The sequence below is a fragment of the Enterococcus sp. DIV1444a genome, from assembly GCF_051712125.1.
In the GTDB taxonomy this organism is placed as follows: Bacteria; Bacillota; Bacilli; order Lactobacillales; family Enterococcaceae; genus Enterococcus; species Enterococcus faecalis.
On sequence record NZ_JBIOOG010000001.1, the window covers coordinates 1,160,460 to 1,174,947 of the forward strand.

11 protein-coding genes are annotated in these 14,488 nt (G+C 38.1%); 9 read left to right on the top strand and 2 right to left on the bottom strand.

Translation table 11 applies throughout. From position 1 onward, the window contains the following. The first annotated feature begins 12 nt into the window (after positions 1-12). The 8 genes from IGI87_RS05800 to IGI87_RS05835 are packed head-to-tail and all read left to right on the top strand — an operon-like array spanning position 13 to position 11,242. Positions 13-894, top strand: a complete 882-nt coding sequence (locus tag IGI87_RS05800) for a carbohydrate ABC transporter permease (protein ID WP_002357901.1) — start codon at positions 13-15, stop codon at positions 892-894. Between the two features lie 17 nt (positions 895-911). After that, the gene (locus IGI87_RS05805) at positions 912-2,510 is read left to right on the top strand and encodes a sugar ABC transporter substrate-binding protein (protein WP_280210269.1); all 1,599 of its coding nucleotides are present in this window, start codon (positions 912-914) and stop codon (positions 2,508-2,510) included. 56 nt (positions 2,511-2,566) lie between these two features. Further along, positions 2,567-3,160, top strand: coding sequence for a DUF624 domain-containing protein (locus IGI87_RS05810; RefSeq protein ID WP_438736444.1), 594 nt, complete (start codon positions 2,567-2,569; stop codon positions 3,158-3,160). Beyond that, on the top strand, positions 3,153-4,070 hold the full coding sequence (locus IGI87_RS05815; protein WP_438736445.1) for an acetylxylan esterase: 918 nt from the start codon (positions 3,153-3,155) through the stop codon (positions 4,068-4,070). Before IGI87_RS05810 ends, IGI87_RS05815 begins: the two co-directional genes overlap by 8 nt. Beyond that, positions 4,051-4,815, top strand: coding sequence for an endonuclease/exonuclease/phosphatase family protein (locus tag IGI87_RS05820; RefSeq protein ID WP_438736446.1), 765 nt, complete (start codon positions 4,051-4,053; stop codon positions 4,813-4,815). Before IGI87_RS05815 ends, IGI87_RS05820 begins: the two co-directional genes overlap by 20 nt. Positions 4,816-4,819: 4 nt before the next feature. Beyond that, positions 4,820-6,970, top strand: coding sequence for a glycoside hydrolase family 3 N-terminal domain-containing protein (locus tag IGI87_RS05825; RefSeq protein WP_438736447.1), 2,151 nt, complete (start codon positions 4,820-4,822; stop codon positions 6,968-6,970). A 17-nt stretch (positions 6,971-6,987) separates the two neighbouring features. Then, positions 6,988-10,263 (top strand): GH36-type glycosyl hydrolase domain-containing protein, encoded by a 3,276-nt coding sequence (locus IGI87_RS05830; RefSeq protein ID WP_438736448.1) that lies wholly within the window; start codon positions 6,988-6,990, stop codon positions 10,261-10,263. A gap of 13 nt (positions 10,264-10,276) precedes the next feature. Beyond that, on the top strand, positions 10,277-11,242 hold the full coding sequence (locus IGI87_RS05835; protein ID WP_317095521.1) for a LacI family DNA-binding transcriptional regulator: 966 nt from the start codon (positions 10,277-10,279) through the stop codon (positions 11,240-11,242). 32 nt (positions 11,243-11,274) lie between these two features. Here the strand turns inward: IGI87_RS05835 and IGI87_RS05840 are convergent, their stop codons facing one another. After that, complete coding sequence (locus IGI87_RS05840; protein ID WP_317095572.1) at positions 11,275-11,805, bottom strand: DUF5067 domain-containing protein; 531 nt, start codon at positions 11,803-11,805, stop codon at positions 11,275-11,277. Positions 11,806-12,075: 270 nt separating this feature from the next. Further along, positions 12,076-12,789: a GntR family transcriptional regulator gene (locus IGI87_RS05845; RefSeq protein ID WP_002366529.1), complete on the bottom strand. Its 714-nt coding sequence runs from the start codon at positions 12,787-12,789 to the stop codon at positions 12,076-12,078. Between the two features lie 242 nt (positions 12,790-13,031). Here IGI87_RS05845 and IGI87_RS05850 point away from each other — a divergent pair, with 242 nt between their 5' ends. Then, positions 13,032-14,465, top strand: a complete 1,434-nt coding sequence (locus IGI87_RS05850) for a glycoside hydrolase family 1 protein (protein ID WP_317095522.1) — start codon at positions 13,032-13,034, stop codon at positions 14,463-14,465. Positions 14,466-14,488 lie beyond the last annotated feature (23 nt).

Below are 14,488 nucleotides of genomic sequence, written 5' to 3' on the forward strand. Positions count from 1 at the left end.
GAGGCAACAGCTGTGATTAAAAGAAAATCAAAAGAAAACAAATGGTTTTACTTTTTCAATACGTTAATTCTTGTGTTGTTTTCTTTATTAATTATCGTACCAATTTGGAATATTTTAGTTTCCTCAGTTTCGTCAAGTTCGGGTTTAGCTGGTAAAGGCTTGGTTTTATGGCCGAAAGGATTTACGCTAGAAAATTATCGGAAAGTTTTTTCGGATAGTAGCATTCCGCGAGCGTTTTTGATTTCTGTTTTAAAAACAGTCATCGGTGCGTCGACGCATACACTGTTCTGTGCGATTGTTGCCTATGGACTTAGTAAATCTAGACTAGTCGGGCGTAACATTTATACAACGATGGGTGTTATTACAATGTACTTTGGTGGGGGCATGATTCCCACGTATCTTTTGATTAAGTCATTAGGACTCTTAGATACCTTCTGGGTATATATCATTCCAGCTTTATTTAGCTATTATGATGTAGTTATCTTAATGAACTTTTTCCGAGAAATTCCACCATCTTTAGAAGAATCCGCCAAAATAGACGGCGCCAGTGAATTTCAAATTTTTTATAAAATCTTTTTACCTTTAACAAAACCGGCATTAGCCACCATTATTTTATTTAATGGGGTAGGTCAATGGAATGACTTTATGACCACGAAATTATACATTACCAAAGAATATTTGTATCCATTGCAGATGAAAATTTATGAAATTATTGTTCAATCCAACTTGAGTACCATGACAGAGAGTGGCAGTACAGATATGGTGGTGCAGGCAACGACACGTGGTGTTCAACTGGCAACAATTGTCATTACAACGATACCAATTTTAATCATTTATCCATTACTACAAAAACACTTTATCGGCGGTATGATGGCCGGTGCAGTAAAAGAATAAAGAAAGTAGGGAACGATATGAAAAAAGTTTTAGGCGGTTTATTGGTGGCAACGGCGGTCGTTAGTTTAGCGGCATGTAGCGGTGGAGAAAAGAAAGCTAGTTCAGATGTCTCGATTAAGGATCGGTATGAATTAGATGAAAAGACACCTGCTTGGAAGTTAGATAAGAAGAAAGAACCGACCAAGATTAAATGGTATATTAACTCAGATTGGACGGCGCTACCTTTTGGGAAAGATGTGACCACTGCGCAGATAAAAAAAGATTTAAATGTGGATATTGAATTTATTTCCGGCGATGATTCAAAATTAAATGCCATGATTTCAAGTGGAGATATGCCTGATATCGTGACATTAACTGAAAAAACTGGACAAGCAGCATTGAAAGCAGATTCTTGGGCCTACTCTTTAAACGATTTAGCTAAAAAATATGACCCCTATTTAATGAAAGTTGTTAACCAAGATACGTTTAAATGGTATGCCTTAGAGGATGGAAAAACATATGGTTACCCTAATTACTCTAATACAAAAGCGGATTATGAAAGTGGAAATATCCCAGTAAATGATAATTTTGTTATTCGTGAAGATGTCTATAATGCATTAGGCAAGCCAGACGTTTCAACACCAGAAAATTTTGAAAAAGTCATGCAACAGATTAAAGAAAAATATCCTGAGATGACCCCAATGGGCTTCACCACAGTGGGCGAGGGGGCAGGACCATTTTTAGACAAATTACAAGACTTCTTAGGTGTTCCTTTAGAGGATAAAAATGGTAAATACTATGATCGAAATTTAGATAAAGAATATTTAGAATGGTTAAAAACATTTAATGATGTTTACCGAGCAGGCAATATTAGTGATGATAGCTTCACAGATGATGGGGCAACGTTTGATGAAAAAGTGAAACAAGGAAATTATGCAACCATGCTCGTTGCTGGAACCAGTGGTCAAGGTGGGAACTTCACAGAATTTATGAAAAAATCTGGCACACGTTATATAGCCATTGATGGACCAAGTAGCACTTCTGGCAGAAAACCAACATTAAATCAAACCGGCATTTCAGGTTGGTTAAGTAATTACATTACGAAAGATGCGAAAGATCCTGCGAAAGTCACTCAACTGTTCACATATTTAATTGATGAACCAGGACAAATTTTAACAAAATATGGCGTTGAAGGAGTTACTTATGCGTACAATGATCAAGGGAAAATTGATTATTTACCAGAAGTGAAAAAATTAGAACAAACAGACAATGATGCCTACAACAAAAAATATGGCATTAGTCGTTTCCTATATTTTAACAACGACCGTGTTAATAAACTAAAAGTGCCTATGGAAAGTGCTTTAACGCAAATGCAAGAATGGGGCAAAGGAAAATTGGTCCCACATTTCGTAATTGAAAATATTAATCCAGATGCGGGAACGCCGGAAGCTCGGGCGAATGAAGCGATTGAAACCAAACTAAATACAACCGTTATTTCAATGATTCGTGCGAAAGATGATAAAGCCTTTGACAAATCTTTAGAAGACTACAAAGCATTCTTAAAATCAAATAAATGGGATGCAATTGAAAAAATAAAATCTGAGAAAATGGCAGAAAACAGAGACAAACTTAAGTAAGAGAGGAGGAGAGAAAAGCGGATAAAGCAACGAGGAATCCGCTTTTCTCTTTTATTATGAATAAGCTATTTGCATATGAAGGTTGGTATTATCGGCTTTTTTCTTTTATTGCCAACCTGATCATTATTAATTTTCTCTTTTTAATTACCTGTATAACAGGCATCTTTAGTGGTGCCGGCTTAATTGCGTTGTATCGAACGATCTATCGTTTGTATCGTGAAAAAGATATTCCTGTTTTGCGAACGTTTTGGACAGCATTAAAAAATAACATCATGCGAGGTTTTATTTTAACAGGTGTCTTGTTCGTTGCTTTTTTACTGGGCGGTATTGTCGTAACAAGTTTATTTAAAATAGCCACTAGTTTAGGTTTCTTAGCTATTTTTCTATTAAGTTTTGTTGCATTATTTTTGACGAGTTTTCTTTTTCTCTTTTCCGTTTTTAATTGGTCCGTTAAAAAGACACTAGGTGAGACGGTTTATGTGGTCTTAAGTAATAGTGCAAATGCGATTATTTTGTTTATTTTACCTCTTTTAACGTTTGTTTTTTTCTATAAGCTTAATTTGTTTTTATATATTGCGTTAGGATTCGGGACAACGGCTTTTCTTCAAGTTGCGTTTTTTCAGAAAGTGTTAGGTGTGGAACATGAATGAGTATTTTGAGTTTTGGCAAAAGACCAAGGAAGAACTTCAAAAAATACCGCTAGATATCCATCGGCGGGTCATTGACTATCCATTGGAAAATGTTCAAGTGGAACAGGTCGACTTTCTAAGTCTCCTAGGCGAGCGCATCTTTGGCTATTTGTTACTTCCTAAAACGGCGGGGAAACAGCCAATAGTGATTGATTGTTTAGGCTATATGAATCATATTCAAGAACCTCGGCAATTTGCTCATTGGACACAAATTAGTTGTGCTTGTTTTGTCATTGATAATCGAGGTCAAGGGGGATTAACCAAAGATCGTGTGCCATATCAAACAATTTGGCATGAAGCACCAATGGGACGAGGATTTCTAGACAAAGAAGATTGGTACCAACGCCGCTTGTTTGCCGACCATTTACGTAGCGTAGAAGTGGTGCGGACCTTTACTGAAATTAATCAGGACCAAATCATTCTTCGTGGTGGTTCCCAAGGGGGTGGCGTAGTGTTAATGGTGAACAGTTTAGTTGACTTCCCGATTTTAGCGACTTTTGCAGATGTTCCAAGTCATTCTTGTTTAGAAAATCGAGTAGCAGAAGGAACGGGTTCGTATCAAATTATTCATCAGTACTTACAGGAGCATCCTCAAGCGCATGAAAAAATTGCCGCGGTTCTTCCTTATTTTGATAGTCGTCACTTTGTTTCGCAAATTAAAAATCCAGTCTTTGCTTCTGTTGGGAGTCACGATCCGATATGTCCAATGAAAGATTTTTTCCCTTCTTATCATCAGTTAAAGGCAAGAAAAGCAGTCAGAGTGTATTGGAAAAAAGGCCATGGTGGCGGTGAAACAACCCAGATCCGTCGTGAGATGCGTCAAATTCAACAACTATTGCAGGAGGTTAAAAATGAAAATAGCTACGTATAATGTCCGGGTAGATACAGAGTATGACCAAGATTGGCAATGGTCTTTTCGTAAAGAGGCTGTTTGTCAGTTAATCAATTTTCATGATTGGAGCCTTTGTTGTATTCAAGAAGTACGACCGAATCAAGTCAGGGATTTAAAGGCGTATACAACATTCACCTGTCTTTCTGCGGAAAGAGAAGGGGATGGTCAAGGAGAAGGACTAGTGATTCTCTATAACGAACAAAAAGTTCAGGCTATTGATACAGGGTATTTTTGGTTATCTGAAACACCTCAGCAGCCAAGTATCCATCCTGAAGCTGGCTGTCCAAGAATTGCTTTGTGGGGACTATTTAAGGAAACGACTCAAAATACGCCTTTTTTAGTCATCAATGTTCATTTGGATCATATTTCAGCTCCTGCTCGTTTAGCAGGAATGACCGTTATCTTAGAGGAGTTACATGACAAAATTGCACAGTATCCAACTTTATTAATGGGCGATTTTAATGCAGAATCGGGGGAAGCGGTTCATCAACTTGTTCAAAAAAAATTTCAAGATAGCAAAAATTTAGTTACTCATTATGGACCAAGAGGAACATTTCAAAATTTTGCTTACACAAAACCTTGGGCGGAATTAGAAGAAATTGATTATATTTATGTAAAAGGTTGGCAAGTACAGCAAACCGCAAGTTTAACAGATAGTATTGATGGACGTTTTCCCTCCGATCATTTTCCTTTAGAAGCAGAAGTATTTATTGAAGAAAGGTGAGAGTATGAAAGAAAATCAACTGATTCAATTAGTCGAAGAAATGACAATTGATGAGAAAATTAATCAATTATTACAATTAGCAGCAGCTTTTTATTCAGATAAAGCAGAAGAAAAGACCGGTCCCATGTCAGAGCTAGGACTAAGTCAAGAAACGATTGATACGGCTGGGACAACACTGGGTGTTTCCGGTGCAAACGAAGCAAAACGTGTTCAAAAAGAATATATGCAAAATCATCGATTAAATATTCCAACACTTTTAATGGCGGATATTATTCATGGTTTCAGAACCATCTTTCCGATTCCTTTGGCTTTAGGAAGCACTTGGGATGAAGCAGCGGTTGAAAAAATGGCGGAGATTTCAGCAAAAGAAGCCGCTGTTTCAGGGTTACATGTAACCTTTTCGCCAATGATTGATTTAGTGCGCGATCCACGTTGGGGACGTGTCATGGAGTCAACAGGTGAAGATCCATTACTCAACAGCCGCTTAGCTGCTGCAATGGTTAGAGGTTACCAAGGAGAAAATTTAAAAGAAGACAATTGGCGAGTAGCCGCGTGCGTGAAGCACTTTGCGGCATATGGTGGTGCCTTAGCTGGTCGGGATTATAATACGGTAGATATGTCTGAGCGGCAGCTAAGAGAAATGTATTTACCTGGCTATAAAGCTGGATTAGATGCGGGTGCAAAACTTGTTATGACGTCCTTCAATACAGTGGATGGGATTCCTGCTACAGGCAACCAATGGCTGTTTAGAGACGTATTACGAAATGAATTTGGCTTTGAAGGGGTTGTGATTTCAGACTGGGGAGCGATTAAAGAATTAATTCCTCATGGCGTTGCCAAAGATGAAAAACAGGCAGCAGAATTGGCTATCAAAGCTGGTGTAGATATTGAAATGATGACCACGTGTTATCCAGATTATTTAAAAGAATTACTTGAAGAAGGACGGATTGCTGAAACACTTATTGATGAAGCAGTTATGCGAATTTTAAAACTAAAAAATGAGCTAGGCTTATTTGAAAATCCCTATCGTGGTGCGGATGAACAAGCGGAAGCAGAAGTGATTTTAAGCAAAGAACATCGAGAAATAGCTAAAAAGATTGCTCAAAAATCAATGGTTCTTTTAAAAAATGAAAATATTTTGCCTTTTACACCGCAAGAAAAAATCGCGCTTGTCGGCCCAGGGGCCCAATCACAAGATATTTTAGGGGCTTGGTCATGGCAAGGAAAGAAAGAAGAAGCCATTTCCCTCGAGGCTGGGGCCCAAAAATTAACCACAAATCTTCTAGTTGCCCAAGAACACTTTGATTACTTTGAACCGACCGTGGCGGCCATTGAAGAGGCTTTAACGTTAGCTAGTCAAGCAGATAAAGTAGTAGTGGCACTAGGCGAAACAGATTGGATGAGTGGGGAAGCTGCCAGTCGCAGTGATATTCGTCTACCCGAAAAACAATTAGCAGTAGTTGCCCAAATTATTGAGAAAAATCCCAATGTTGTTATCACGGTCTACAGTGGCCGGCCCTTAGATTTACAAGGTATAGATGTTGCAAAAGGAATTGTGCAAGCTTGGCAACCTGGAACAGAAGGGGGCAATGCGCTAGCAGAAATTTTGTGGGGACAGTACAATCCAAGTGGTCGTTTAAGTATGTCGTTTCCAGAAACGGTTGGTCAAGTGCCAATTTTTTACAATGTCGACAATACTGGGCGTCCTTATGAGTCAGCGCCAGAAGAAAAATATGTTTCTAAATATTTAGATGTTTCCAATTACGCTAAATATCCCTTTGGTTTTGGCTTAAGTTATAGTCATTTCTCTTATCAACCAATTCAACTAAGTGCATTAACATTTACCAAAGAAGATCCAGTCACGGTCTCTGTTTTAGTAAAAAATGACAGTCCAATCGCTGGAGAGGAAACCGTGCAATTTTATGTACGTGATTTGGTGGGACAAGTGGTTCGCCCGATTAAAGAGTTAAAAGATTTCCAAAAAGTTTGGCTGGAACCAAAGGAAGAAAAAGAAGTTCAGTTTCTTCTTTCAGAAGATATGGTGCGCTATGTTCATTCAGACAATCAGGTAACCAGTGATGCAGGTGAATTTATCGTGATGATTGGTGGAAATAGTCGCGATGTACAAACCGCAACAGTCACGTTAAATGAATAAGATGGGAAGGATAAGTTATGCAGATAAAGAAGCTTAAGCAAGCAGACACAGTCGCTACATTTCTAGAGACAGGTGATTTAAAAGAATTGAATAGCTGTGGCATGATGATTAATCAATTAGAAGGCAATCCTTTAGACGGCAGTATGAATCAACTCTATTTGCGGATAATTACAGGTGACACAATTAATTATCGACCAATGATTGGTTCCAACAGTCAAAGTGATTTTTATCTTTCAGATAACCAATTGACATGGCGGGGCGAATTTGAAGCGGTTCTTTACCAAGTTGACTTTCGTTTGGGGCCAAGCAATCAATGGTTCTGGCGGGTTAATGTCACTGGAACTGGCTTAGTAGATATTGTTTATGGTCAAGATATTGGCTTAGCGACAAACGGAGCCGTTCAGTCAAATGAAGCGTATGTGTCGCAGTATCTTGATCATCACATTTGGCAAGAGGGCGAAGAGCTTGTTGTTTTATCAAGACAAAATCAACCGCAAAATGAGAAGTTTCCAGCCCTTATTCAAGGGAGTTTTCAAAAATTAGCAGGCTACTCAACGGATGGCTATCAATTTTTCGGACGTTCATTTAAACAAACGAACACACCAGAAGCATTGAGGAAAAGATATTTAGCAAATGAAGTCTATCAATATGAATTTGCTTACACCGCTTTACAAACGGAAGCCGTCCAATTAACGAATGAAAGTAAGGAATTTATTTTTTATGGTGCGGTAACAGAAACACATCCGCAAGCATTAGCTGAACCTTTTTTATCGAAAGAAGCCTTACAAGCTATTTATGAAACTGTGACATTCGATTCATTAGAAGAAACACAGGACTATCCTACGAAACTTTTAGGAGAACCTATCACAGGAAATCCATTAACAGAAGAAGAGTTGGCCGCACTTTATCCCCTTCAGACACAAATTGAAAAAGTAGCAGGTCAGACGTATTCCTTTTTCACGGAAAATTACCATCACGTTGTTCTTCAAGAAAAAGAAATTGCCATGGAAAGAGCGCATGGCCACATTTTATTAAGTGGTAAAGGCTTAACGGTTGGCGAACCTTTGCTTAGTACGACAGTGTATATGTATGGCATTTTCAATTCACAAGTAGTTTTAGGAAATACGACCATGAACAAATTAATGAGTAATAGCCGAAACGCTTTAAACGTTATGAAACGCTCTGGTCAACGAATCTACATTTTAGAGAATGGCTTATGGCGCTTACTAACAATGCCTTCTGCTTTTGAAATGGGGTTGAACTCTGCTACGTGGTATTATAAGTTGCCAAAGGACACAATTCGTGTACGCACCTTCACTTCGCCTGATTCAAGAGTGATTCAATTGGAAGTGACCAGTCAAAAGGATGCATATATGTGGGCTGTTTCTAACCATTTGTTATTAGGACCGGAAGAAGTACCAACCTATCAATTAGAAAAAAATGGCAAAACGCTTCGAGTGACGGGAAATCATTCTGCTACAGAAAATTATTACCCAGAACTAACCTATGCATTGACAGTTGATAAATCATTTCAAGTAACCGATAGCACATTATTTGGTGGAGCTGAAGCGGACTTATTAGTCTTGGCCATCGAAAAGACCCAAAAATTTTCACTACTTATTACGGGCAGTATAGAGGACCAAGCATTAGTCAATACACCATTAGATTTTGAAAAAGCAGAAAGTCAATATTTAGCATTCATTAATGGCTTGTTGCACCATTTTGAGTTAACACACACAGACTCAAGTGTGCAGCAAATGAATCAATTAACCCGTTGGTATACTCATAATATGCTCGTTCATTATTTATCGCCACATGGCTTAGAACAGTATGGCGGAGCAGCTTGGGGCACACGAGATGTGTCGCAAGGACCGACAGAATTTTTCTTTGCGACGCAACAGCCTAAGATTGTGGCCTCCATTATTCAGCATCTATTTGAAAATCAATTTGAGGACGATGGCAACTGGCCGCAATGGTTTATGTTTGACCGATACGAAGAACAAAAAGCCAGTGAAAGCCATGGTGATATTATCGTCTGGCCATTGAAAGTAGTGACTGATTATTTGGAACAAACCGCAGATTATTCAATCTTAGCTACGGAAATCCCTTATACAAGTCGCAAAGATAATCACAAAACAAAAGAAACAGCATCTTTATTTGAACATTTGAAAAAAGAAATAAATTATATTGAACAACATTTTTTACCAGAAACTTTTCTATCCTGTTATGGCGATGGCGATTGGGATGACACGTTACAACCTTATGATAATCGTCTTAAAGAGCAAATGGCTAGTAGTTGGACCGTTGCCTTAACGTATCAAGTGTTGAAAAAATTTGCGGCTTTAATTACGGAAATCGATGCTACTTATAGTCAGCACTTAGCAATTTTAGTTGCAGGAATAAAGAACGATTTTCAAAAATATATGTTGGCGAATGAAACGATTCCAGGGTTTATTTATATGGAAACGCCAGAAACTTTTGAACAAATGATTCACCCAAATGACCAAAAAACAGGGATTCAATATCGATTATTGCCAATGACTCGTAGTATGTTAGCTGAATTATTAACACCGGAACAAGTAAGTCATCATCTAGAAATTATTGAAAAAGAATTAACGTTTCCTGATGGCGTGCGCTTAATGAACAAACCGGCGAACTATCGAGGCGGTGTCAGCACTAATTTTAAACGAGCAGAACAGGCGGCTAATTTTGGGCGTGAAATTGGTTTACAGTATGTACATGCGCACATTCGCTATACAGAAGCGATGGCGAAAATTGGACAGCGAGACAAAACTTGGCAAGCGTTAATGCAGATCAATCCAGTTCAATTAAAAGAAGTGGTTCACAATGCAGAGTTACGTCAAGCCAATGCCTATTTTAGTAGTTCCGATGGCGATTTTAAAACAAGGTATGAATCACAAGAAAATTTTGGTAAACTAAAAGATGGAAGTATTGGGGTAAAAGGTGGCTGGCGAATTTATTCAAGTGGGCCAGGAATTTATTTAAATCAATTAATTACAGCTGTTTTAGGGATTCGGCAAAAGGCCCAAAGTGTGGTTTTCGATCCCGTGTTACCAGAAAAATTATCTGGTTTAACACTAACTTACCAATTGTTTGATAAACCTGTCACATATAAATTTTATCCAAATCAGTCAGCGAAAATAGTTATCGATGGTCAAGAGGTTCCGTTTAAGTTTGAAGAAAACCCTTATCGCGAAGGGGGAATGGAAGTTCAAAAAGACGAGGTGCTTTCATTATTAAATGAAGCAAGTGTTATTGAAATTTACCGTTAGAAAGGAGTAGTCCATGGTAGGAATTAAAGATATTGCAAAAAAAGCAGGCGTATCAATCTCGACCGTTTCTTACGCATTAAATGGTAGTTCAAAGGTAACTGAAGAAACACGAATGCGCATCCAAGCAATTGCTGAAGAGCTAAACTATGTTCCTAACATGGCCGCTCGCACATTAAAACGTCGTCAAACCAATATTATTGGTGTCTATTTGGCCGATTATGGCGGTAGTTTTTATGGTGAATTGTTGGAGGGAATTAAGAAAGGCTTAGCACTGTTTGATTATGAGATGATTGTCTGCAGCGGTAAAAAGTCACATCTTTTCATTCCTGAAAAAATGGTCGACGGGGCAATTATTCTAGATTGGACATTTCCAACAAAAGAAATTGAAAAGTTTGCTGAACGAGGCCATTCGATCGTTGTCCTTGATCGAACCACCGAGCATAGGAATATTCGGCAAGTTCTCTTGGATAATCGTGGCGGTGCCACGCAGGCAATTGAGCAATTTGTCAATGTGGGTTCAAAAAAAGTTCTTCTGCTTTCTGGACCAGAAAAAGGTTATGATAGCCAAGAACGATTGGCTGTTAGTACAAGAGAATTAACTCGTTTTGGGATACCTTATGAAATTATCCAAGGCGATTTTACCGAACCTTCTGGTTATGCGGCTGCTAAAAAAATTTTGAGTCAACCACAGACAGAACCAGTCGATGTTTTTGCTTTTAATGATGAAATGGCGATCGGTGTCTATAAATATGTTGCAGAAACAAATTACCAAATGGGGAAAGACATTCGGATGATTGGTTTTGATAATTCTGAACTAGGTGCGTTTGTACAACCGCGATTAGCAACAATTGCCTATTCTAAACATCGATGGGGTATGGTGGCCGCAGAAAAAATTATTCACTTGATGCGGGGGGAAGCTGCTGAGAGCGAACACATTTACACACGTTTTATAGAAGGAGCATCTTTTCCGTCTAAATAATAAATAAAAAGTTTGGTCCAATGCTAGCTTAGCTAGCGGACCAAACTTTTTTCTGTAATGGTAATTTCTTCGGATGCAATGGGTTCATCCAGACTGAGTAGGTGATCTCTAAATTTAAAATGGACCGGCTTGTTCTCATTAATAAATTCATATGGGTAAGCGCCTTGGATTGTTTCGCCAGGATGGATTTCATCTGCTAAACGATCTAATTTGTCTTGGAAAGGTGAATCTGTTAGGACCGCATATTGTAAATTTTGGGCTTTTCCGTGGACAGTTTGACTAACTTCCATAAAACTTTGAATCATTAGCTGAATATTTTGTGTTTTTTCGGTTGTATTAGTTAATTCAAACAGGACATAAAACATTGGTTTGCCTTGATAATCTTTTCCTTTATGCAAGGCAGTCAAGGATAAACGCCCATCTGGAACCAACAATGTTCGATTTTCATACGTCCCAATACTTGTCGCCAACACTTCATCAGGTGCGGGCGCACTTTGACTTTGTGGGCTGCCACTTACAGTTGAACAAGCACTTAATAAGGTACTTAGAACGAGTAAGCTCATTAAAATGTAGGGTTTCCTCATATAAAGTCCTCACTTTGGTTGATTGACTATGTAAAAAACAAATTGCTTGTAGCACTCTTAAAAAGAGTGCTACAAGCAATATTTTAATCGTAGTTCTAGTAAATAGCAATACTTTTATCAAAATTCAAGTTTATAAATATAATTTGAAAAATATTTTTAACGAGTAGAAAAACATTTTTAACAAAAAGTATTGGCTCAAAGTAAAGAGATCGTTTTGTTAGAAATGAGAAATGGCAACATAAAAGTTTCCTATTTTTCTGCAATTAAGACAGTTTCAAAAGTGAATTCACTAGGAATATGATTCGCAATTGAGTATTCAAAAATATGGCCATTGCCTAAGTAAGCAATTTGTTCTGCACGCATCAGGAAATCATTATCGGTTAAGTTTAAATATTTTTTTTCCAACGCAGAAGGACGAATCCCAGAAATGCTGACCCGCGCACTTTGAATTTTTTGATGCAATTGTTCCGAAATATATTGATAAATGGAGACTTTCAATTCTTTCATTGTCAAGTTCGGAATTAAAGCAACGGGCATCCAAGTGTATTCAATAATTGAGGGCACATCTTCGATAATCCGTAAACGAATAATTTTGTAGACTAACTCTTCTTCTGTAATACTTAATTTTTCAGTCACCCAAGGCTCAGGTACTTCTGTTGCAAAGCCTAAAACCACGGATTCAACTTTTCCATCGTAGGTTGAGTAAGTGCCAGTTAACGGAGAAAATTTAGTAATGGTTCGATTTTGAAAGTCTTGAACAAAGCTGCCCGAGCCACGTCGTCTGACAACATAACCTTCTTGCACAAGCAGATGTAAGGCTTTTGTAATGGTTAGTTCGCTGACCTGATATTTTTCTGCAAGAAGACGACCTTGGGGTAACTTTTGATTAATTGGATAAACACCTGCTTCGATATCCTGTTTTATAGCTGCATAAATTTCTTTATAACGTGTATTTGTCCGCATCAGAGTCTTCCTTTATCACCAGTAGTTCTCTCATTATACCATGAATTTAACATGTTAAAACTATATATTTATTTTTAACTTAACCACTTAATAATCAAGTACTTAAATAAAAGTAGTTGACTTATTCTTTTTAAAACTATATAGTTTTAAAAGTAAACAGAAGAACTTATTGATCTGATTGGTACTTTTTGTGAAAACCTTTTACAATAAAAGGGCATCACAGAAAAGAGGGAGGTATGACAATGGAACATCACCAACTAAAAGCATTTCCACAAGATTTTTTATGGGGCTCTGCTTCGGCAGCTTATCAAGTAGAAGGTGCTTGGAATGAAGACGGCAAAGGCGCATCTGTTTGGGATGAATTTGTTCGGCTACCAGGAAAAACGTTCAAAGAGACAACTGGCGATTTAGCCGTCGATCATTATCATCGTTTCAAAGAAGATGTGGCTTTAATGAAACAACAAGGTTTAAAAGCATATCGTTTCTCGATTGCATGGACACGAATTTTACCTGAAGGGCGTGGTCAAGTAAATCAAGCGGGACTGAAATTTTATTCAGATTTAATTGATGAGTTATTAGCTGCAGGAATTGAACCCATGGTAACTTTGTATCATTGGGATTTGCCAGCTGTTTTGCAAAAAGAATATGGTGGCTGGGAATCAAGAAAAATTATTGCTGATTTTGTGGCCTATGCGAAAATTTTATTTGACGCTTTCCGTGGCAAAGTTCGCTATTGGATTAGTTTAAATGAACAAAATGTGTTTACTTCGTTAGGTTATCAATTAGCCGTGCATCCTCCCGGCGTAACAGATAATAAACGGATGTATGAGGCCAATCATATTGCGAATTTAGCCAATGCAGCAGTGATTAATGCGTTTCATGAATTAGAAATGCCTGGCAAAGTTGGCCCTAGCTTTGCTTATACGCCTGTTTATGCCGTTGATGCGCATCCTGCCAATGTTTTAGCGGCTGAAAATGCAGAAGATTTGCTGTCGCATTTTTGGTTAGATGTCTATCTTTGGGGAGAATACCCAATTGCCGCATTAAATTACTTACAGGAGCAAGGTGTGGCCCCAACGATAAAAGAGGGCGATTTAGCGTTACTACGTTCAGCCAAACCTGATTTTCTAGGTATTAATTATTATCGGACGGATACGGTTGCTGCTAATCCATTAGATGGCGTTGGAATAGGGAAGATGAATACAACGGGTGAAAAGGGTTCTGAAACGGAATCTGGGGTACCGGGTTTATTTAAAAAAGTAAATAATCCATATGTTGAACGAACGAACTGGGATTGGGCCATTGACCCGCAAGGTTTGAGAATTGCCTTACGACGCTTAGCTAGTCGCTATCAAGTCCCTATTTTAATTACTGAAAATGGGTTAGGCGAATATGATACCTTAACAGAAGATAAACAAATTCATGATACGTATCGCATTGATTATTTGCGAAGCCATATCCAAGCGATTCAAGAGGCGATTACGGATGGCGTTTCAGTTATTGGTTATTGTACATGGAGTTACACCGATTTACTGTCGTGGCTCAACGGCTATCAAAAGCGTTATGGTTTTGTCTATGTGGATCAAGATGAAACACAAAAAGGTTCCTTAGCAAGAATCCCGAAAGACAGTTATTATTGGTATCAAAAAGTCATTGAAACAAATGGACTTATCTAATTATAAGAAAAGAGTGTGGAAAA